Annotated in this window: 12 protein-coding genes; 5 read left to right on the top strand and 7 right to left on the bottom strand. The window is 38.0% G+C overall.

What is annotated here, in order from left to right; genetic code table 11:
* Positions 1-153 precede the first annotated feature (153 nt).
* The 3 genes from F6K18_RS05175 (at position 154) to F6K18_RS05165 (ending at position 12,837) form a co-directional block, all read left to right on the top strand.
* Positions 154-4,491 carry an SDR family NAD(P)-dependent oxidoreductase gene (locus tag F6K18_RS05175; protein WP_287519298.1) on the top strand — a complete coding sequence of 1,446 codons (4,338 nt, stop codon included), beginning with the start codon at positions 154-156 and terminating at the stop codon, positions 4,489-4,491.
* A 134-nt stretch (positions 4,492-4,625) separates the two neighbouring features.
* A complete protein-coding gene (locus tag F6K18_RS05170; RefSeq protein WP_287519296.1) occupies positions 4,626-12,683 on the top strand; it encodes a non-ribosomal peptide synthetase in 8,058 nt (2,685 codons plus the stop codon).
* The gene (locus tag F6K18_RS05165; RefSeq protein ID WP_287519295.1) at positions 12,664-12,837 is read left to right on the top strand and encodes a hypothetical protein; all 174 of its coding nucleotides are present in this window, start codon (positions 12,664-12,666) and stop codon (positions 12,835-12,837) included. Before F6K18_RS05170 ends, F6K18_RS05165 begins: the two co-directional genes overlap by 20 nt.
* A 48-nt stretch (positions 12,838-12,885) precedes the next feature.
* Here the strand turns inward: F6K18_RS05165 and F6K18_RS05160 are convergent, their stop codons facing one another.
* The 5 genes from F6K18_RS05160 to F6K18_RS05140 all read right to left on the bottom strand — a co-directional run bounded on the left by F6K18_RS05160 (position 12,886) and on the right by F6K18_RS05140 (position 17,297).
* Entirely contained in the window at positions 12,886-13,053 is a 168-nt protein-coding gene (locus F6K18_RS05160) for a hypothetical protein (protein WP_161564580.1), read from the bottom strand.
* Complete coding sequence (locus F6K18_RS05155) at positions 13,022-14,047, bottom strand: ABC transporter permease (protein WP_287519293.1); 1,026 nt, start codon at positions 14,045-14,047, stop codon at positions 13,022-13,024. The genes F6K18_RS05160 and F6K18_RS05155 overlap by 32 nt, the downstream gene beginning before the upstream one ends.
* Positions 14,048-14,694: 647 nt before the next feature.
* Positions 14,695-15,546, bottom strand: coding sequence for a dihydropteroate synthase (folP, locus tag F6K18_RS05150; RefSeq protein WP_287519291.1), 852 nt, complete (start codon positions 15,544-15,546; stop codon positions 14,695-14,697).
* A gap of 565 nt (positions 15,547-16,111) precedes the next feature.
* The gene (tpiA, locus tag F6K18_RS05145; RefSeq protein ID WP_287519290.1) at positions 16,112-16,837 is read right to left on the bottom strand and encodes a triose-phosphate isomerase; all 726 of its coding nucleotides are present in this window, start codon (positions 16,835-16,837) and stop codon (positions 16,112-16,114) included.
* Positions 16,838-17,111: 274 nt separating this feature from the next.
* Positions 17,112-17,297, bottom strand: a complete 186-nt coding sequence (locus F6K18_RS05140) for a PCP reductase family protein (RefSeq protein ID WP_124154833.1) — start codon at positions 17,295-17,297, stop codon at positions 17,112-17,114.
* A gap of 737 nt (positions 17,298-18,034) precedes the next feature.
* On the opposite strand from F6K18_RS05140, the gene F6K18_RS05135 reads away from it, so the two are divergent.
* Positions 18,035-19,609 (top strand): peptide ligase PGM1-related protein, encoded by a 1,575-nt coding sequence (locus F6K18_RS05135; RefSeq protein WP_287519289.1) that lies wholly within the window; start codon positions 18,035-18,037, stop codon positions 19,607-19,609.
* A 60-nt stretch (positions 19,610-19,669) separates the two neighbouring features.
* A complete protein-coding gene (locus F6K18_RS05130; protein ID WP_287519287.1) occupies positions 19,670-19,879 on the top strand; it encodes a hypothetical protein in 210 nt (69 codons plus the stop codon).
* A 117-nt stretch (positions 19,880-19,996) separates the two neighbouring features.
* On the opposite strand, the gene F6K18_RS05125 is transcribed toward F6K18_RS05130, so the two are convergent.
* Both F6K18_RS05125 and F6K18_RS05120 read right to left on the bottom strand, forming a co-directional pair.
* On the bottom strand, positions 19,997-20,575 hold the full coding sequence (locus F6K18_RS05125; RefSeq protein ID WP_287519285.1) for a TIGR04376 family protein: 579 nt from the start codon (positions 20,573-20,575) through the stop codon (positions 19,997-19,999).
* Between the two features lie 265 nt (positions 20,576-20,840).
* Positions 20,841-22,208, bottom strand: a complete 1,368-nt coding sequence (locus F6K18_RS05120; protein ID WP_287519283.1) for a hypothetical protein — start codon at positions 22,206-22,208, stop codon at positions 20,841-20,843.
* Positions 22,209-22,816 lie beyond the last annotated feature (608 nt).

Genomic DNA, 22,816 nt, shown 5'->3' with positions numbered 1-22,816 from the left:
GAAGAAGAAAAAGAAAGTCTTTTTTATCACTAATTATCCGGACATGATATCATATCATGTGCGGTTGAATACTTATAAAAAAACTACTTCTCCAAAATAATGCTATACTTACTCAAAACTTCCCTTAATTACGCAGCATAAAAACAGAAAATTATGCACGAATCAAACAACACCAAAACAGATAAATGTATCCATCAGTTATTTGAAGAGCAGGTCGATCAAGCCCCAGTAGCAGTAGCAGTAGCATTTAAACAACAACTAGAAATAGTCGGAACCAAACAACGGCAGACATGGATAAAAGGGAAGCGAATAGAACTAGCAGACATAGAAACTGCCCTATTATCAGTCTCCGGACTAGAACAAGCTTATGTATTAGCTCATCAAACCTTATTAGTAGCTTATGTCGTATTTGCCGGAGTCTGGAACCCGAAACAATTACACTCCCAAATTCAACAGCGGTTACCCCCAGACATGATTCCGGTAGCTCTTGTTCCTCTGTCGAGCTTACCCTTAACTGATAAAGGAAAAGTAGACGAAGTAGCATTAGGGCGTTTTCCAGTAATTGATGAAGATTTAGTACAACGATGGGAAACTGAACTCAAAACATTACCAGAAATAGAAAAAGTAGCAGTGGTAGTGCAACAGAAAATATTAAAGTTGCCACCATTGCATCTATCAGACTTGCTGCCATCAGAACAAATAAAACTTCCTAATAATGGTGCAACTCCCGTAGCAGAAAAGTCAGTTCCCACAACAGAATTACAAACCCAATCAACATCAGGAAAACCAGCTATCAGTGCAGGAGAAGCAATCAAGTGGTCGCAAAATGCACCAACTACTTTAGCACAAGTATTAGAACGAGCAGCTCAAAATCAGGGGGATACAAATCTGATATATATTCAGTCAGATGGAGAAGCGATCGCTCAAACCTATAGTGAGTTGTGGGTAGAAGCTCAAAGAATATTAGGTGGGTTGAGACAGTTAGGATTGAAACCTCAAGATAAAGTAATCTTTCAGTTAGAATCAAATCAAGATTTTATCAGTGCATTTTGGGGTTGTTTGTTGGGAGGGTTTGTACCTGTACCAGTATCAGTACCCCCTAGTTATGACCAATCTCATAGTAGTCTGACAAAACTGGAAAATACTTGGCAAATGTTAGGACAACCTTTGATACTCACAGATAGGAAATTAGTATCATCTGTGCGTGGGTGGTCGCAACGTCTGAATTTAGGTAGGTCTGTGGTTGAAACTTTGGAACAGTTACGAGGTTTTGCACCAGATACAAATATTTATAAAAGTCAACCACAAGACCTAGCAGTTTTGCTGTTAACTTCTGGCAGCACTGGGATACCTAAAGCGGTAATGCAGGAAAACAGCAAGCTATTGAGTATGTCTGCTGGTACAATTGCCATGAACCAATTTTCTAGTCAGGATGTCACCTTGAATTGGATGCCGATGGATCATGTGGGAGCATTGGTATTTCTGAGTATTATGGCAGTTGACTTAGGATGTCAGCAGATTCATGTACCGACACAATTGATACTGCAAAACCCACTCAAGTGGTTAGATTTAATTGACCGTCATCAAGCAACAATTAGTTGGGCACCAAATTTTGCATTTACTCTGATTGGCGATCGCGCAGAAGAGGTTAAACAACGACACTGGAATTTGTCTCCAATGAAATTTTTAGTAAATGCAGGAGAAGCAATAGTTACTAAAACTGCTAGAAACTTTCTCAAACTTTTAAGTTATTATGGTTTATCGACTAAAGCTATTCATCCAGCTTTCGGAATGTGCGAGACTTGTTCGGGAATTACATGGTCTAATAGTTTTTCTCTGGAATCTTCATCTGATGACGATCAGTTTGTTGAACTTGGTCCACCAATTACCAGGGCATCTTTGAGAATTGTTGATGCAAATCAAGAAGTAGTTGGAGAAGGAGCTATTGGGTCTTTACAAGTAAAAGGCGCATCAGTGACATCAGGTTACTATCAAAATCCGGTGGCAAATCAAGAAGCTTTTACCGAAGATGGTTGGTTTAAAACAGGAGATTTAGGGTTTCTGAAAAACGGGTGTTTAACAATTACTGGAAGACAAAAAGATGTAATTATTATCAACGGTTTAAACTACTATAGTCATGAAATTGAATCAGCAGTAGAAGAATTGCCAGAAATAAAAGTTTCTTACACCGCAGCTTGTGCTGTGCGAGAAAGTAATGGTAATACAGATAAATTAGCGATATTTTTTAATAGTGAAAAAACAGAGGAAACAGAGTTATTAGCTTTATTAAAAACTCTCAGAGAACAAGTAGTAAAACGAATGGGAATTAATCCAGATTATTTAATCCCCCTAGACAAAGACTTAATTCCTAAAACTTCTATCGGTAAGATTCAACGAACTCAACTAAGTCAAAGATTTGCCACAGGAGAATTCAAAGAAATTTTAAAACGGATAGATTTAATCACCGAAAATAACAATACAATTCCTGATTGGTTTTATCAAAAAAAATGGCGGATAAAACAAGGAAATTATCAGCCACAAAAATTAGCTAAAAATGAAGTATTCTTAGTATTTATAGACCAATTAGGATTAGGTAAACAGTTTTGCCAAAAGTTAGAAAATAATTCTCAAGCTTATGTGCAAATAGAACTAGGAGAAACTTTCAAAAAAATTAATGACAATCACTATATAATTGCTCCAGATGTTCCAGAAGACTATCAACAACTGTACCAATCTCTAGCAACAGAAAAACTCCAAGTCGGAGCAATTATTCACCTGTGGCATTATGATAAATCTCAAGGAGAAATTACTGATATCAAAACTCTAGAAACAGCACAAAAAACAGGTATTTACAGTTTCTTATTCCTCCTACAAACTTTCGGTAATCAGAGCCAAGATTATCCAGTACGACTACTGTATGTTGCCAATAATAGTCAGTCTCTCAATCCCCAAGAAGCAATTTCCTATCAAAAAGCAACAGTACCAGGTTTGTTGAAAACTATTCCCCAGGAAATCCCTAACTGGCATTGTCGGCATCTAGACTTACCACAAAACTCATTAGAAGTCAATAGCGATCGCATCCTTCAGGAATTAACTATTGATGCTAAAGATTCAGAAGTTGCTTATCGAGATGGAGAGCGTTGGGTATCAGGTTTGGAGAAAATTGACCTACCTTCAAAACCATTACAACCGTTACCATTCAAAACAGGAGGAACTTACCTTATTAGTGGCGGTTTAGGAGGAATAGGGATAGAAATTGCTGGGTATCTCCTGGAGCATTATCAGGCAAAACTATTGTTGTTAGGTCGTACCGCTCTACCAGATAGTAACAGTTGGAAAATTTATTTACAGCAAGGAGGTAAACTAGCACAGAAAATCAAAGCTTACCAACAATTACAAAAATTAGGTGGTGAAGTGATTTACCAAGGGGTAGATATTGCCAATCAAAAAGCAGTGCAGGAGGTAGTACAGCAAACTTTGTCTGGATGGCAGGTTTCACAACTGGATGGAGTGATTCATTTGGCAGGGTTGATGCAGGAGCGTTTGCTGAGGGAGGAAACACCAGAAAGTTTAGCTGAGGTATTACGTCCTAAACTCATAGGAACTTGGGTATTACATCAATTGCCAGAATTGCAACCAAAGAGTTTGTTTATCAACTTTTCCTCTATTAATGGTTTCTTTGGTGGCACAACGGTGGGAGCTTATGCAGCAGCTAATAGTTTCTTGGATGCTTTCTGTTACTATCAACGCGATCGGGGTCAGTTACAGAGCTATTGTTTAGCTTGGAGTATGTGGGATGAAATGGGGATGAGTCGGGGTTATCAGATGAAGGAGTTAACTCAAGCTAAGGGATATTTAGCTGTGGGATTATCTCAAGGTATGTCTTCACTATTAGCTAGTTTATGCTACGACCAACCATACTTAATGGTGGGTTTGGATGGTAGTAATGTTAATATCCGCAGGTTTACCACTGTATCGGATACTCTGCAACAATTAACGGCTTATTTTACTACTAATGGTAAGGGTAAGCCAAATGTGAGTGTTCTGGAGCGTCAGGTAGAGGATGCGGTGGGTAAACCTAGTAGTTGCGCTGTAGTGGAGTTGGCAGAAATGCCTTTGACTGATAGTGGGGAAGTTGATATAGGTTTACTTCGAGAGAGTAATTTGGGTCGCTCTACTACTGAAAGGGTAAAACCGAGAAATGAGATGGAGCGTCAAATTGCTCAAATTTGGCAGGAGTTGCTTGGGGTGTCCCAGGTGAGTATCTATGATAATTTCTTTGAGTTGGGGGGCAATTCACTGTTGGCAACTCAGGTGATTTCTCGTTTGCGACAGACTTTTGAGAAGGAACTCAACTTAAAGCTTTTATTTGAGTATCCGACTATTACTGGTATAGCTCAAAACCTGGAAGTGCTGCGTCAAGTTGCTCAAAATCAGACTACATTAACTTCTGAAACAGAAGAAGAAGAAAAGGAGAGGTTTTTGTTATAGACATCCCCAAAAATTCAAAATAAAATCAATTATCATATATAAATTATAAATTATTCCCCTCCCAGGAGGGGTTAGGGGTGGGTTCCCTATTCCCTATTCCCTATTCCTTATTCCCTTTTTTCTGGAGATGTATTATGAAAATAGTTGAGTTTATATCTTATCTACAAAATCTAGGTATCAAAGTCTGGATAGAACAAGAGCAACTAGGGTGTGATGCTCCAAAGGGAGTAATGACACCAGAGTTGAAACAAGATTTAATCGCTCGTAAAACAGAAATTATAGAGTTTTTGCGTCAGGGGTATAAAACTCAAGAACAGTTTATTAAACAAGTTTCTAGAGATGGCAAATTACCTTTATCCTTTGCTCAGGAAAGGTTATGGTTTTTGAATCAGTTGTTTCCTAATAATCCCGCTTACAATGTACCAATTGTTCTGACGATAGACGGTACTTTAAATGTTGTCGCCTTGGAGCAAAGTCTGAACGCAGTTATCCAACGCCATGAAACTTTGCGGACTACCTTTTTCGAGATCGATGGAAAACCCGTACAGATAGTTGCTCCGGTAACTGACTTGAAACTGCCAGTGGTAGACTTGCAAAATAACTACTCGCCCCAGGAACAGTCAGAAAAAGTTCAACAGCTAATCAGACAGGAAGCAATGACACTGTTTGACCTAGCTAAGGGACCAGTGTTACGAGTTACTTTGTTGCGACTTGACCCAGAACGTCATGTACTGCTGATGACAATGCACCACATTATGTGCGATCTCTGGTCTTTAGGAATTTTAGTTAAAGAGCTATCTAGTTTCTATGCAGGTTTTTCTCAGGGAAAATTTTCTAATTTACCAGAACTACCTATCCAGTATGCAGACTTTGCTTATTGGCAACGAGAATGGTTTGCTGGAGGGGTGCTGGAAAAACAATTGAATTACTGGAAAAAACAACTGACTGGAGTTTCCCCAGTTCTGAAACTTCCTACAGACTACCCCCATCCTGCTAAACCTACATTTAAGGGTGGGAGCAAGTCTTTTCAAATAAATCTAGATTTGACTAGAAAACTAAGACAGTTAAGCAAAGAGTCAGAAAGTACATTATTTATGACTCTGTTATCTGCATTTTTTGTTTTATTATCCCGTTACAGCGGTCAATTAGATTTAGTAGTAGGTTCTCCTATTGCCAATCGCAATCGAGGGGAAATTGAATCATTGATTGGTATGTTTGTCAATACTCTTGTGTTACGAGCTGACTTGTCAGATAATCCCACCTTCCAAGAATTATTAAATCAAGTAAGAGAAACTACCTTAGAAGCTTACGCTCACCAGGATTTCCCATTTGAGAAGTTAGTAGAGCAGCTCAAGATACAGAGAAATTTAAGTCATAACCCTTTAGTACAGATAGCGATCGCTCTCCAGAATACTAAAATGGAACCTTGGAATTTACCCGGTTTAAGGGTAAGTCAAATGTTGGATTCTGATTTCACCAGATTTGATTTGGAAGTTCAGTTGATGGAAGTTTCATCAGGTTTGGAAGTTTCTTGTAACTACAGCAGAGATATTTTTGAGTCAGATACAATAGACCGGATGATGAAGCATTTCCAGGTTTTGTTAGAAGCAGTTGTGACTCATCCAGAACAAAGGGTATTGCAATTGCCATTAATGACAGAAGTAGAGTTAGACCAGATACTGGTGGAGTGGAACGATACCAAAACAGATTATCTAAAAGACAAATGTATCCATCAGTTATTTGAGGAACAAGTAGAGAAAACACCAGATGCAGTCGCAGTAATATTTGAGGAGCGGCAACTTACCTACTTCGAGTTAAATTGTCGAGCTAATCAATTAGCTCACTACTTGCAAAGTTTGGGTGTCAGACCAGAAGTATTAGTGGGTATTTGTGTAGAGCGATCAGTAGAAATGGTAATTGGTTTGTTAGGTATCCTCAAAGCAGGTGGAGCTTATGTACCATTAGACCCCAGTTATCCAGCAGCACGTTTGAGTTATATATTGGAAGATGCAACAGTACCAATATTAGTAACAACTAAATCAGTTTTATCAGATTTGCCACAACATTCAGCCAAAGTGGTTTGTTTGGATAGAGATTTAGAAACAGTCCCCTCATCTCAAGAAAGTACAGTTAACGAAGTCAGAAGTCAACCCACCCCTCGCCCCTCCCCCTCCCAGGAGGGGAACTCAGAAGTCAGAAGTTGTTTTGGTAATGGGGATTTGAGCAACTCTCCAAAAACGTTTCACCCATCGAGGGGGGGTTTTAGACCCAATTATTTTGATAATCCTGCTATTGGAGTAACTCCAAATAATTTGGCTTATGTAATTTATACTTCAGGTTCAACAGGAAAACCAAAGGGAGTCTTAATTTCCCATCAAAATGTCACGCGCTTATTCAAAACAACTGAAGCAATTTACAATTTTAATGCTCACGACTGCTCGACACTATTTCATTCCTACGCTTTTGATTTCTCTGTGTGGGAACTGTGGAGCGCTCTGCTGTATGGTGGTCGCCTTGTAATTGTTCCGTACTGGGTTAGTCGTTCTCCCAAAGAATTTTACGATCTGTTAGTCCAACATCAGGTTACTGTACTGAATCAAACTCCATCTGCATTCGCTCAACTAATTGAAGTCGATCAAGACTATAGTGTTGATGCTCTCAAACTACGATATGTCATCTTCGGGGGGGAAGCTCTACAGATAAAAACTCTTGCTCCATGGTTTGAGCGTCATGGCGATCGCTCTCCTCAGTTAATCAATATGTATGGTATCACCGAGACAACAGTCCATCTCACATACCAAATCTTGAGTACAGACAACATAGAACAGGTCAGTAGTCCAATTGGAAAAGCTTTAACCGATCTGAAAATTTATATCCTCGATCGCTATTTACAACCAGTACCCATAGGAGTAACAGGAGAGCTTCACATTGGTGGCGCAGGTTTAGCACGAGGATATCTAAACAGACCAGAATTAACAGCAGAAAGATTCATACCTAACCCTTTTGAAAAAAACTCGAAACTATATAAGACGGGAGATTTAGCTAGATATTTACCCGATGGAAATCTAGAATTTATCGGTCGCATCGACAACCAGGTAAAAGTACGAGGATACCGTATTGAAACAGGAGAAATAGAATCGACTTTAACTCAAAATCCTAGTGTTAAACAAACAGTGGTATTAGCAAAAGAAGATAACTCTGGTCATAAAATTCTAGTCGCTTATCTCGTGCTAGAAAGTGAAACTCCAGAAGGAACGCAGACAGAAGCAATAGGGAAATTGAAACATTATCTGAAACAACGGTTGCCGGAGTATATGATACCAAGTTGGTTTGTAGTCTTGCCACAACTGCCACTGACTCCCAATGGTAAGGTAGATCGTAAGGCATTACCTGTACCAAATGTAGCCAGTAGTGTGTCAACGGAGTATGTCGCTCCCCAGACGCAGACACAAAAAGCATTAGCAGAGATTTGGAAAGAAGTTTTGGGAATAGAAAAGGTAGGAATACATGATAATTTCTTTGATTTGGGGGGTCATTCTTTGATGGCAACTCAGGTTGTGTCTCGGGTGCGACAAACCTTTAATATAGAGTTACCCCTCACAAAGTTATTTGAAAATTCCGAACTGGTGAGTCTAGCTCAGGAAATAGAGCTATATTTAGCTCAGAGCCAAAATATAGAAACAGTAGTCATTCAACCAAGAGATAAAAATGAAAACCCCCCACCCTTATCACATCCACAACAAAGGCTATGGTTTATTGAAAAAATGGATTTGAGTAGCAACGCTTACAATCAACCATTAACTCTACATCTAGTAGGTAAAGTAGATTATGTCGCTCTACAAACAAGTATCAACCAAATTATTGCTCGCCATGAAACCCTGAGAACTACTTTCAGTGAAATCAATGGTACACCAGTACAAATAATCAAACCCCCTTTTGAACTACAACTACCCATACAAGATTTAAGTGAGTTAACACCATCTGAGCAAACCGTCAAACTCCGACAGCTACTTCAACAAGAAAATGAACAAACATTTAATCTAGAAATAAACCCTCCTATACGCGCTCAGTTGATAAAACTAGAAACAACAGAACACATACTGCAAATCACATTACATCATATAGCTAGCGACGGTTGGTCACTGACCGTATTATTCAAAGAACTCTCAGCAATTTACACTGCCATACTAGAAAACCAACCATCCCCATTACCTCCACTACCAATACAATATGCAGACTTTGCAGTGTGGCAGCGGAACTACTTACAAGGTGAAATTCTTGAAACCCAACTCAACTATTGGAAGCAAAAGCTGCAAGACTTACCTCAACTACAACTACCCACAGACCATCCCCGACCCCCAGTTCAAACCTTTAATGGGGGAGGTATACCGATAAACATATCAGCAGCAGTAACATCAAAAGTTAAACAACTCAGCCAAAAACAGGGAACCACCCTATTTATGACTTTGCTCGCAGTATTCAAAGTATTACTGTTTCGTTACAGTGGTCAAGAAAGCATAGTAGTAGGGACAGCGATCGCCAACCGCAACCGTACAGAAATAGAAGGGTTGATAGGTTTCTTTGTCAACTCCCTAGTCATGTACACAGACCTGGGAGGGGAACCAAGCTTCACAGAAGTATTAAACCGAGTTAAACAAACAGCTTTAGAAGCTTATACTCACCAAGATATACCCTTTGAGAAATTGGTAGAAGAGTTGGACCCTCAAAGGTCTCTATCGCAAAACCCCTTATTTCAGGTGATGTTTGCCCTTCAGCAGGAGGAAATATTCAAACCATCCTTTAGCTTACCTAACTTAGAGATAGGGTTCGGTTGGGAGCGATGGATGGGAGATAAAATGACAGTGCGGATGGATATGGAATTACATCTGTGGCAAGCAGGAGATGAAATCAAAGGATTTTGTGCCTATAACCGAGACTTGTTTGAAGCTGAAACTATTAGTAGGATGCTGTCACATTACCAAAATTTACTATCAGCAGCAGTAGAGACGACCGAGGGACCTATTAGTCAGTTGCCATTGATGACAGAACCAGAGCTAAACCAAATACTGGTGGAGTGGAACGATACCAAAACAGATTACCCCACAGACAAATGTATCCATCAGTTATTTGAAGAGCAAGTAGAGAAAACACCAGATGCAGTCGCAGTCATATTTGAAGGGGAACACTTAACATATCAACAGTTAAATTGTCAAGCTAATCAATTAGCTCACTACTTGCAAAGTTTGGGTGTCAAACCAGAAGTATTAGTGGGTATTTGTGTAGAGCGATCGCTAGAAATGGTAATTGGTTTATTAGGTATCCTCAAAGCAGGTGGAGCTTATGTACCATTAGATCCCAGTTATCCACCAGCACCTTTGAGTTATATCTTGGAAGATGCAGCAGTACCAATATTAGTAACAACTAAATCAGTTTTATCAGATTTGCCACAACATTCAGCTCAAGTAGTTTGTTTGGATAGTGATTTAGAAACAGTCTCCTTATCTCAACAAAGTACAAATAATCCTGCAATAACTCCTGAAAATTTGGCTTATGTAATTTATACTTCAGGTTCAACAGGACAACCAAAGGGAGTCTTAATTTCCCATCAAAATGTCACGCGCTTATTCCGCACAACTGAATCAATTTACAATTTTAATGCTCACGACTGCTCGACATTATTCCATTCCTACGCCTTCGATTTCTCTGTGTGGGAACTGTGGAGCGCTCTGCTTTACGGTGGTCGCCTTGTAATTGTGCCGTACTGGGTTAGTCGTTCTCCCAAAGAATTTTACGATCTGTTAGTCCAACATCAGGTTACTGTCCTGAATCAAACTCCATCTGCATTCACTCAACTAATTGAAGTCGATCGAGGATATAGTGTTGATGCTCTCAAACTACGATATATCATCTTCGGGGGGGAAGCTCTACAGATCAAAACTCTTGCCCCATGGTTTGAGCGTCATGGCGATCGCTCCCCTCAGTTAATCAATATGTATGGTATCACCGAAACAACAGTCCATGTCACATACCAAATCTTGAGCAGAGAGAGCATAGAACAGGTTAGTAGTCCAATTGGAAAAGCTTTAGGCGATTTGAAAATTTATATCCTCGATCGCTATTTACAACCAGTACCCATAGGAGTAGCAGGAGAACTACATATCAGTGGTGCAGGTTTAGCACGAGGATATCTAAACAAACCAGAATTAACAGCAGAAAGATTCATACCTAACCCTTTTGAAAACAACTCAAAACTTTATAAGACGGGAGACTTAGGTAGATATTTACCCGATGGAAATATAGAATATATCGGTCGCATCGACAACCAGGTAAAAGTGCGAGGATATCGTATTGAAACAGGAGAAATAGAAGCAGTCCTCACTCAACATCCCAGTGTTAAACAAACAGTGGTATCAGCAAGAGAAGATAACTCTGGTAATAAAATTCTAGTCGCTTATCTTGTGCTAGAAAGTGAAACTCCAGAAGTATCGCAGACAGAAGAAATAGGGAAATTGAAACAGTATCTGAAAGAGCGTTTGCCGGAATATATTATACCGAGCGGGTTTGTAGTGTTGCCACAACTGCCACTGACTCCCAATGGTAAAGTAAACCGTAAGACATTACCTATACCGGATAATATCAGTAGTGTGTCAACGGAGTATGTTGCTCCTGAAACGGAGACACAGAAAGTATTAGTAGAGATTTGGCAAGAAGTTTTAGGAATAGAAAAGGTGGGAATATATGATAATTTCTTTGATTTGGGGGGTCATTCTCTAACTGCAGTCAAATTAGTTTCTAAGATATCCACAAATTTCAACATTAGTCTCTCAGTAAAAACTTTATTCTTACACCCAATAATTGCTGATTTAAGTAATATAATCACAGAATTACTAAACAATAAAAGTGTCTCTCAACAGCCAAGTTATCAATCAATTCAAAATGAAGTTCAGGAAACATTAAAGGAGAAAGTTGTACAATCTAAAAATTCCGAGTATGTACAATTTGAATCTCGTTCTTTATTATCTTTATTTGCTGTCGGTAAAATTCCTCCTGTCGATGCTGTAGCTTTAGGTTATTTAGGAGAATATGATGCAGAAATATTTGATTATAGTCGAGAAAATATTATTGAAAATATCTTTGGAAATCTTCCTTTTTGGATAATGATAAAACAGACTAATTGGGGTCGAATTGCAATAATAATTTTGCCTCGATTTATTTCTGATTTATATAACAATCAAGATGATACAGTACAGGTAATTATTGAAGCATTAGAAATGGCTAGAATAATTGGTGCTAAATTTGTTTCTTTGACTGGCTTAATTCCTTCTGCTACTGATTATGGTTTGGCAATTAACAAGGCAATTGCTAATCGTCAGGATTTGCCAAAAATTACGACTGGACATAGAACAACTGGTGCTGCTGTTGTACTTACTATTAAGAAAATATGCGAGGAAGGTGGTCGAGATTTAAGTACAGAAAAAGTAGGATTTATTGGCTTAGGTTCTGTGGGAATGAATGTGCTGCCTTTAATGTTGAAATGCTTACCGCATCCTCAAGAAATTACTCTTTGTGACGTTTATAGTAAGTGGGAATTTTTGGAGAATATTCAACAATATTTAGTACAAAAATTTGGTTTTAAAGGTCAGATAAATTTGGCATTATCAAAAACAACAGTTCCCGAACAAATTTACGACTCTACTTTAATTGTGGGAGCTACAAATGTCGCAGATGTATTAGATATTATGCAGGTTAAACCTGGTACGCTAATTGTTGATGATTCTAGTCCTCATTGTTTTTCAGTAGAGAAAGCTATTCAGCGTTTTCAGGAACGAGAAGATATATTGTTTAGTGAAGGTGGAATGTTGCGATCGCCATTTCCTATAAAAACAACAGTCTATTTACCACCCTCTGTAGAAAAGATAATGAATAATGCTCAAAGGGCAGCAGTTTTTAATTCAAATCCTTTTAATATCATGGGTTGTGTTTTTTCTAGTTTACTCTCATCTGAGTTTGAGCAACTGGAACCTACTGTAGGAATTTGCGATGGAGAAGAGTCTCAATTACATTACCAAATTTTGCAAGAATTAGAATTTGAAGCAGGGGATCTACATTGTGAACATTATGTACTTCCAGCAAAATCAATTGCCAATTTTAGACAGCGTTTTGGGTTTGCTTATGGAAAGTCTTATGGGTGAGGGTAGGAGACAGGAGACAGGAGACAACCCACCCCTAACCCCTCCCAGGAGGGGAGAAATGGGAATCAGCGAGGAGGTAGGAGTAACAATTGTCAATTTGGGATTTTTCTGCACTTTGGAGGAGGGAAAGCAGAAGGCAGAAAGCAGAAGGTAGAAGGGAAAGAAAAGTTCAAAGGGAGTTATATCATGTCCGGATAATTAGTTATAAAAAAACTTTCTCCTTCAACTCTAGTTCTTCCTCTTCCTTCTTCTTTCTTCCCTCCTGACTCCTGACTCCTGACTCCTGACTCCTAATAAATAGCTTAGTTATTTGTAGCAAACATTTATCGCGCTTGGTATTAGTACCTAATTCTCGGATCGATATAAGCATTTAAAATATCAATAAAAATACTAACTACCACAACAATTCCGGCAAAAAATACAACAATTCCCTGTACTGTAGGATAATCTCGCGAACTAATTGCCTCATATAATCTATTCGCTAAACCAGGCCAAGAAAAAGTTACTTCGGTTAATATTGCTCCTCCTAATAAAGCAGCAAAAGTTAATCCTAAAATTGTAATTACTGGTATCATGGCATTTTTGAAAGCATGAGCAAATAGTATTTTCAATTCGGGAATACCTCTAGCTCTAGCAGCTTCTACATAATCAGATTTTAATGTTTGTTTGAGATTAATTCTGACTATTCTTTCAAAAATACCACTAAGCAAAATTCCTAATGTTAAACTTGGCAAAGCTAAATAATATATAGAGGTGAAAAAATGATTGATATTACCACTAAAAATACTATCAATTGTGTATAGACCTGTAATAGTTGGAGGTGGATTTTCAGTAATAGGAAAACGAGTACCTAAAGGAAACCATTTTAACTGTACTGCAAAAATTAATTGTAAAATCATCCCAGCCCAGAAAGGTGGAACTGCATAAGTAATAATTCCAAATAAACGCCCACCAATATCTAACTTGGTATCAGGGTGAGAAGCTGCAATAGAACCAACAGTAATACCAACAATTAGAGCGATCGCCATACTAAATACTGCTAATTCTACAGTGGCAGGAAAATAATTTTGAATAATTTGCCAGACTGACTCCCCGCGAGTGGTCATTGATGTACCAAGGTCAAAACTGAGTAATTTTCCTAGATAATTAAGATACTGTTCCAGTAGTGAGCCATCTAAACCAAGTTCTACTCTTAGAGCTTCTTTTGTTGCTGTTGATACTTTTGGTCCAAGAATAGCATCTACGGGGTCTCCTGGTGTTGCTCTTAATAACAAGAAAACTAATGTGCTAATCGTCCACAACATCAGTGGAGCTAATAGCAAACGTATTAATATATAAGAATATAAGGCTTTAGAACGAGACATTATTTCAAGTCAAAATTCAAAATTCAAAAGTCAAAAGTAAGAAATTAGAAGTAATTGCCTTTTATTGCTGATGGAAAAATAGGCAGCAAAGTTAAAAGTCAAAAGTCAAAAGTCAAAAGTAATTGCCTTTTATTGCTGATGGAAAAATAGGCAGCAAAGTTAAAAGTCAAAAGTCAAAAGTTAATTTCAAGTCAAAAGTCAAAAGTAATTGCCTTTTATTGCTGATGGAAAAATAGGCAGCAAAGTCAAAAGTCAAAAGTCAAAAGTTAATTTCAAGTCAAAAATCAAAAGTAATTGCCTTTTATTGCTGATGGAAAAATAGGCAGCAAAGTCAAAAGTCAAAAGTCAAAAGTTAATTTCAAGTCAAAAATCAAAAGTAATTGCCTTTTATTGCTGAATTGAAAAACAGGCAGCTTTTACCAATATCAATTAATTAACACTGTTTTGTGAGACTCTATCACTTATTGTGTTGCCAAAAATGTTAAATTTTTCACTAATTCTCTGCAACAATGCGCTTAATAATTATTACTCAGAGCTTAATTACTCTGATGATTGTCATTTTTTACTAAGTTGAGCTTCATAAAATAGAGAATTAGTATGACTTGCTAAGACGCATTTAAAATGTGTCTTAGCTTAACTACTGAATTTTATACTTCTTTATTCCTAAAAATAACATCTGCAACTCGACAAACTTCAGAAATTTCTTTAACATCGTGAACTCGTAAAATATCTACAGATTGAGCGATCGCTGCCACACAACCTACAGCAGTTCCCCAAACTCTTTGTTTAGCATCAGGTTGATTTAAAATTTTACCAATAAAACCTTTACGAGATAACCCTACTAAAATCGGACAATTTAAACTTTTAAACCTTGATAAATTACGGATAATTTCTAAATTTTGTTCGTAATTTTTAGCAAAACCAATACCAGGGTCAATAATAATTTTATCCCTTTCTATTCCTGCGGTTATAGCCGCCTCTATTCGACTCTCTAAAAAGTGATATATTTCCCCAATTAAATCTTGATAATCTGTCAATTGTTGCATTGTTTTTGGCGTACCTCGAATGTGCATTAATACAATCGGCACTTTAAGAGCAGCAACCACTGAAAACATATCTGAGTCATAAGTTCCCCCAGAAATATCATTAATTAAATTAGCACCAACTTCCACAGCTTTTTGTGCAACTACCGCTCTAGTTGTATCAACAGAAATTGGAATTTCAGCACAAATATTTTGCTGATTTCTTAATAACTTGATTATTGGTAAAACCCGATTAATTTCCTCCTCCAGAGACACAACTTCAGCCCCAGGTCGAGTAGATTGACCGCCAATATCAATCAAATCGGCACCATATTCTACCATTTTTTTGGCTTGTTTTAAAGATGTTTCTAGCGTATTAAAATCACCACCATCACTAAAACTATCTGGCGTTACATTTAAAATACCCATAATATAGGTACGTTTTCCCCAAGCAAAATTTTGATAGTAATTGTGCATTTTAATGATGTTTAATAATTAATGCAGTAACAGTTAAATAATTTATCTTTTCTGTGGCGGTTTTATAGGAGTCGAAGGAAAGGTTAGGACAGTTCAAAAGTTTAAAGCTCGGACAAAGTAACACTTTTCCTTCTTCCTTCTTTCTTTTTTACTTCTGCTATAGTACCCCACCATCTACACAGTACTGAAAATTGTTTGGGGTTATGAGACACAAAGTGGCCGATCATTGACTATCCATAAGAATTAGACCTTCTGCCTTCTGCCTTCTGCCTTCTGCCTTCTTCAAGAGAGTTAATTTTAGGATAATTTAAGCAAAAGGGAAGAAAAAAATTGTCAACTATAACTGTTAGTAGAACAACAACTAAGTTGAATACTTAAACCAAATCTATAGATGATAGTGAGGTTTAATTATCCATAATTATTGCCACCAATTTATAGTTATGTTATAGTGCAAATTTTTGATAAAATTGGTGAATTTATATTTCTATTTTGCTGCAACATACTCTTTTTTCCTCCCTTTTTTAGTTTCTACAAGAAGTCTAATTAATCATCAAAAATCCTTAAATTATTTATAATTAATCAGACGAGAAAAACTATCCGAATCTAAACTTGCTCCCCCAACTAAAGCACCATCAATTTCTGGTTGAGCCATAATTTCATCAACATTATTAGGTTTAACAGACCCACCATATTGAATAGTGACATTAGGATTACTTAACTTACTACGAATTAAACCAATAACACGGTTAGCTTCTTTAGCTTCACAAGTATCACCAGTACCAATTGCCCAGATAGGTTCATAAGCAATTACCAGATTTTCCTGATTCACATCAATTAAATCTGTGGCCAACTGAGAAAAGATATGTGATTCTGTTTCACCAGCAGCTCTTTGCTCCTTAGATTCTCCCACACAGAGAATAGGGGTTAAACCATGCTTCTGAGCAGCTTTTAAGCGCAAATTAACTTTTTCGTCAGTTTCACCAAAATGTTGACGACGCTCACTGTGGCCAACAATTACATAACTAACTCCAATTTCCTTGAGCATTGGGCCAGAAATTTCTCCTGTATATGCTCCCTCATCTTCCCAATGCACATTTTGGGCACCCAACTTTATCCGACTCCCATGCAAATTTTTTGACATAAAATCTAGTGCAGTAAAGGGAGTGCAGAGAACTACTTCAGGTTTTTCAGGGATTTCTGTGAGTTGAGACATCAAACCCTGGAGAAACTCTTTAGCTTCTGCTTGGGTTTTGTACATTTTCCAGTTCCCAGCAATTATAATTTTTCTCACTGTTGATTTTGTAGACCTCAAACTTGACTATCTGCAACACTCCAGTCTAAGGCTTTATGAGTCCTTTTTCTAGACTTCAAAGAATAATTGTTTTCCTCATCACAATTGTGTTGATTGGAATGTTGTTATCAAACAGGATTGGGTCGCGCCACCCCGCCAAGAAATGGCGAAATATTTTTGGAGCGGAGCTCAAATCCCCTACTTCCCCTCCACCAGAGGGGTTAGGGGTGGTTTAACTTTTGACTTTTAACTTTTAACTTTTGACTTGATTATCCTACTGGCCAAATTCTAATCGAGCTTGCTCAACTATTTCTGCTGTGACGACTTCTTGCTCTGCTTCTCTGGCCAAATCTTCAATTCGCTTTCTTGCCTGAGCTCGAACAAAATAGGGAATATTTTTTAATTTAATTTGAGCTTCTGGCGTCCATTGTAATTCGTGATTAAAATTAGAATCAGTCATATTAAATCTTCCAGCATCGGTTTATCTGCCAGGGATGAAAATCTCTAGCTAATTAAGGAAAGTTCTCTTAGATTAGAACTCATATTACTTTATTATTTTTATTAGTCCATTTTAACTTAACTTTGTATTCTCAGAAATTCCAAACTAAACTATCAGGAAAATTTTAGGGAACTGGAAATATAAAATTTACAGCACTTTTTAAGATGGTGAGGTACAGTTCAATATTCATCTCTATTCCCGACTTCCAATTTTGTACCTTTCTCCTGCCTTATTATACCAATTCAAAAAAAGAATGTTACGAATAATAAGTGCGATCTAAATACTTTACAGAAAATGTCCCTTTGAGAAAAAAGAGAATTTACTAGCTCAAAACTGGTATTGAAGTAATTCATTCTGTACGTCGTCAATCCGACTGCTCCCCTACCTGACTCCTAAGAAATACCCTAGCTATTTGTAGCAAACATTGATAAAATTGGTATTACTCAGACTTTCTCTAGAGAAATTGCGATCTAAGTACAGAGGAATTTGAGTATGAGAATGCGATCGCATACCATGGGACACCATTACCCTCAATGTCTTCCCCAAAAGCTTGTCTTTTACCTGCTATAGTTATATATAGTATGTTTCATATCAGTGAGGTACATCTGGCGGGCAAGATGCCCGCATTTTATCCTTAATATTTGTAGATAATATACCACCGAATCTCTTGTAAAACTTAAGAAGAATGTATAAATGTGATGACAAAACTACATATTTATGAAGCAAAACAAGCCTCAAGATTTCGAGAACTACAAAATTCTTTACGCGATCGCTGGGAAAGTATAGATTTATGTGACCATGGTGACTCCGATATTTTGATTATTCCTTCTGTGACACTAGACCAACGGGAATTGCAAAAGATAGAGGGCAGTCATAATTATGAAGAACGATATCTATTTTCTTTGATTCGTCTGCGTAACCCCAGAACTAGACTAATTTACATTACTTCCGAACCTCTGCACCCGAGCATCATTGACTATTACTTACAACTATTACCAGGAATCCCATTTTCCCATGCTCGCGAGCGACTACTCCTATTTGCCACCTATGATACTTCTGCAAGACCTCTAACAGAAAAAATTTTAGAACGTCCACGCCTCATTGAGCGTATTCGTCTAGCATTGCGCCGGGATAAGTCCTACATGGTTTGTTATAACTCCACTTCACTTGAGCGAGAGCTATCCCTACAGTTAGGTATTCCTTTATTAGCATCAGACCCAGATTTGAATTTTTGGGGGACTAAAAGTGGCAGCAGGCAGATATTTACTGAGTGTAATATACCTCATCCTGATGGGAGTGAGTTAGTTTGGAATGTTGATGATTTGGCATTAGTAACAGCGCAGTTATGGGAGCGTCAACCTCACCTACAACGAATTGTGATTAAGTTGAATGAGGGATTTTCAGGCGAAGGTAATGCCTTGTTAGACTTACAACCATTGCAGAGAGAAGTGAATAGTGATAGGGTGACAGCAATACGCGATAGTTTTAGCACACTGCGCTTTCAGTCTGGTGATGAAACTTGGGAAAATTTTAGTCAGCGTATTTTTGAGTTAGGAGCGATCGCAGAAGCTTTTATAGAAGGAGATGTGAAGCGATCGCCAAGCGTACAAGGTCTGATTAATCCCAAAGGAAAAGTTGAAATTATTTCTACCCATGACCAAATTTTAGGCGGACCTGATGGGCAAATTTTTCTTGGTTGTCGTTTTCCTGCTGATGAAGCTTACCGATTACAGTTACAAGAATTAGGTATGAAAGTGGGAAAAAATTTAGCGGAAAAAGGTGCTTTAGATAGATTTGGTGTGGATTTTATTGCTGTATATCAAGGTGAAAATGCTACCCCAAAATGGGATTTATCTGCAATTGAAATTAACTTGCGTCGTGGTGGTACAACTCATCCATTTATGACATTAAAATTATTAACAAATGGATATTACGATCGTACTACTGCCTTATTTTATAGTCAGCAGGGACGGGCAAAATTTTACAAAGCTACTGATAATTTACAAAAAAGTCCTTATCGGGGTTTATTACCTAATGATTTGATGGATATTATTGCCTTTAATCAATTACATTTTGATAGCTGTACTGAGACCGGAACTGTATTTCACATGATGGGTTGTTTATCACAATTTGGCAAATTAGGTTTAACCAGTATTGGTAATTCTCCTGAACAAGCGGAAGAAATTTATCAAAAAGTTGTTAATGACCTAGATATTTCTTGTCAAACTTCCAGTAAGTTTGGTGTTCAACATTTCGGTTTTAGTTCTTTCTAGAGAAAAATTATTGAAGAAGGAGTCAGGAGTCAGAACTCAGGAGTCAGGAGGGAAAATTGCATGGGGATTCTAACCCCAAACAATGAGGTAATAATTAATTGGCTTGCGCTCAAAAGTCTTTTAGTAGGGGTAGGAGACAGGAGACAGGAGACAGAAGACAGAACTCAGGTGGAACGGGGAATTATAGAGGAGGTAGGAAGAAAAGTTATCCCAAGATTGTTCTGCCATAATCGTCCCAAAATACTAGCATGCATGAGCTTTTTGGTGTAAAAAGCTTGCACTTTTTTCGACCAAAAAAGGCCAATACCAATATCAATCAATGGTTTGAAATTTAATCAGCAAGCCCTAATTATTAATTATTAATTATTAATTATTAATTAATGAATACTACTTTCCCATATCCCGCTTCATTTTTTCTAATTCTTCATCTGTTTCTAGACTTTTAAACTGTTCTTCCAATGGGTCTAATGAATTAGCAAAATTATATAAATTGGTTTGATTCCAGCCATCGGTTTCCCAGCGTCTTTCATTCCTAGCAGTATAACGATTAGCTTCAGCTTGAACAGCTTTTGCTCGTACTTCCTCCCGACGTTGTTTAATTTGACGATAGAGTTCTTTCGCTTGTTGGATGCGCTGCTTACATCCTTGCATCTGTCCCCAATGTTGATTACCTTGGCGTAAAAAAAATGCTTCCCTTTCTTGAGCAGCTTGAGCTAGGTCTGGTCGATTAGCTGTTCGTGCTTTTTCCACTCGGTTATGCCAACGCTTCACTTCTTGCGCTGTTGAAAGAATGTCTTGCTCTGATTTTTTTTCTTGGCGCTGGAGTTGCGCTATCAGACGCAAAGTGTCTTCTTCTTGTTTGCGTAGTTGCTCTTCGAGTGCTTGGAGTTCTAAATGAGGATTATTCCGCAGAAACTCTTCAAGCCTATTTTCTAGAAATTCGCTGAAATCGTCAAATAAACCCATAGTTAAGATTACATAAAATTAAGAGCATTAGGCAGTGGAAAATTTAACTTTATAACTTACAGGACTTACGCACAGGCACTAAATCAAGGGCTAATGCCATTCGCCCCTACATGGCGTTTTCAATGTGAATTTGCGTAAGTTATGACTCATATATTAGCAAAGAATGGGTTGGTTAGGACTTATGCTGATCGGAAACTGTAAGACAGGGAAATATTTTTCCCACAGATTAAGCTGTTCCCTGTTCCCTGTTCCCTGTTCCCTTAAACTAAAACTGTTGCCCTACAAAAACAGAACGAACTTCACCATTACGGCGAATTACAGCTTCTTGGTTTGCCACATTAACAAGAGTCCAACCACTACCACCAATATTCTCGCCTACATATATCCGACGCGCTACACCCTCAATTTCAAATAAAGCAGCCGAACGTTCCCCTAACTCCAAAATACCCACTAAGGTATTAATAGGAATCTGAACTTGACTTTCTGCCACTGCTTTCGTCGCAGGTATTTCTGCTGGCGGTGGAGGTAATTGTAATGGTTGTGTTGGCGCTTGTGACTCTTCTGATTTTGCTTCTGTTTCAGATTGAGTTTCTGCTTCTGGTTTAGTTTCAGGTTGGGACTGGGATGATGCTTCCGGTTGGCTTGTTGCTTCCGGTTTTGTTGCTACTTCTTGTGTTGGTTTAGCTTTCTCCTCTACTTTTGCCGTTTCTGCTTTTGCCGTTTCTGGTTTAGCTTTCTCCTCTACTTTTGCCGTTTCTGCTTTTGCCGTTTCTGTTGCTTCCGACCTTTCTGTAACGTTTTCAGCAGCATCTGCGGAGGCAGAAGCATTAGATGCAGATGCTGCTGATGGCTTTGGGGAAGATTCGGCAGGTTTTGGTGCTACTGCTACTGCTGAAGGTACAACAGTTGGCACTGGAGGAATTACCACCACTTTAGTTTCTGGAATAGTTATAGGTTCTTTTGCTACTTGTGCCTCCATGAGATCGACCAGTCGGTTGAGCGGTAATAGTAAGCTAGTGTTTGTTGGTTGGTTTGCAGGTACTGGTATTGTTGGTAAATTGTTGCTTGGTGGGGCGGGTGGTATACCAGGAATTTGTTGTTGTTGTTTGCGAGTTGCTTCTTTTTGTTCAATCATTTGGAGCGATCGCTCTATATATTCAGCAAATTCTTGATCTGCTACTGCTCTTGGACTCAATGTTTCTGATGATTCATTTGGCTTTTCTACATAACCTAAATAACCCAAAATTTTATCGAGTCCTCCCCTAGTTACTAACCACAAAGAAAGGGTGACTAATATAGAGGCAAAAGCTGCGCCTAAAAGTAGTTTATCTAACGATTTGCTTTGTTTTTTTTCTGCTTCTGCTTTAGCTAATTTTGCCTTTTCTTCTTTGTCAATTTCTTGAGGTTGAGTATTATTTTGAGGCAGAACAATTTGAGGAACCTTAATTTGCGTTAAAGAGACAACTTCTGGTCTAGCTACTTGAGTCGGTAAGCGACTACCACCATCCAATACTCGGTCAAGATCACGGAACATATCGTCCATCAAATTCTCAGCAAGATTATCTACCGAAATAGGCTCTTTAAATCTTGTTTTTTCTGAATTTTCTTCAGTTTTTTGGTAGTTCGTGGTCATATTCTTTTTTTACTCCCTATCCTCAATAATTTTTGATTTAAGAGTTTGTTTAATTTTGATTCAGATATTTTAGTTTACCAAGATTATGTAGTAACAGTGTCTCAGATGAGAATAATTATAGACATTTTAACTATAGTTTATAACTTGTTTAGCATTTAAGCTATATATCTTAATTTTGGCAAGGGGAACAGGGAATACCGGAGCTGGCAAGGAGGAATATATAATCTAAATTAGTCTACTACATGACTCTCTACTTTTATATCATTATTTTGAGTTTTTGTCAATAATTATTTGACTTTTTGGCCAAATTTCAGATTTATTCGTGGCAGTCTTATAGTAACTGCCAGGTTGCTTAGGACAATTAGTGCGAGCATCTTGCTCGCGTCTTAACGAAGTTAGAAGTCAGATAGGGGAGCCGTCGGATTGGCGACGTACAGAAGTTAACCCACCCCTAACCCCGACCGTGGAGGGGAAGTAGGGGATTTGAGCAACTCTCCAAAAATATTGCGCCTTAAAAGGCGGGGTTGTGCAACCCATATTATTTTGATAAATCATCATAATTACCCGATTTCCTAACTATAGTGGCGATTGTTATAGCTGCTGAGAAA

Source organism: Okeania sp. SIO2C2 (assembly GCF_010692625.1).
Lineage (GTDB): Bacteria > Cyanobacteriota > Cyanobacteriia > Cyanobacteriales > Microcoleaceae > Okeania > Okeania hirsuta.
The sequence above is the reverse complement of the archived record's forward strand: the minus strand, read 5'-3'. Positions and strand labels throughout refer to the sequence as shown.

Bases quoted from the DNA above. Each gene is read 5' to 3' on its own strand.
- F6K18_RS05135 (WP_287519289.1), top strand. From the start codon at position 18,035: ATGACAAAACTACATATTTATGAAGCAAAACAAGCCTCAAGATTTCGA.
- F6K18_RS05130 (WP_287519287.1), top strand. From the start codon at position 19,670: ATGGGGATTCTAACCCCAAACAATGAGGTAATAATTAATTGGCTTGCG.
- F6K18_RS05155 (WP_287519293.1), bottom strand. From the start codon at position 14,047: ATGTCTCGTTCTAAAGCCTTATATTCTTATATATTAATACGTTTGCTA.
- F6K18_RS05140 (WP_124154833.1), bottom strand. From the start codon at position 17,297: ATGACTGATTCTAATTTTAATCACGAATTACAATGGACGCCAGAAGCT.
- F6K18_RS05125 (WP_287519285.1), bottom strand. From the start codon at position 20,575: ATGGGTTTATTTGACGATTTCAGCGAATTTCTAGAAAATAGGCTTGAA.
- F6K18_RS05160 (WP_161564580.1), bottom strand. From the start codon at position 13,053: ATGCTTATATCGATCCGAGAATTAGGTACTAATACCAAGCGCGATAAA.
- F6K18_RS05120 (WP_287519283.1), bottom strand. From the start codon at position 22,208: ATGACCACGAACTACCAAAAAACTGAAGAAAATTCAGAAAAAACAAGA.
- F6K18_RS05175 (WP_287519298.1), top strand. From the start codon at position 154: ATGCACGAATCAAACAACACCAAAACAGATAAATGTATCCATCAGTTA.
- folP (WP_287519291.1), bottom strand. From the start codon at position 15,546: ATGCACAATTACTATCAAAATTTTGCTTGGGGAAAACGTACCTATATT.
- F6K18_RS05165 (WP_287519295.1), top strand. From the start codon at position 12,664: ATGGAAAGTCTTATGGGTGAGGGTAGGAGACAGGAGACAGGAGACAAC.
- F6K18_RS05170 (WP_287519296.1), top strand. From the start codon at position 4,626: ATGAAAATAGTTGAGTTTATATCTTATCTACAAAATCTAGGTATCAAA.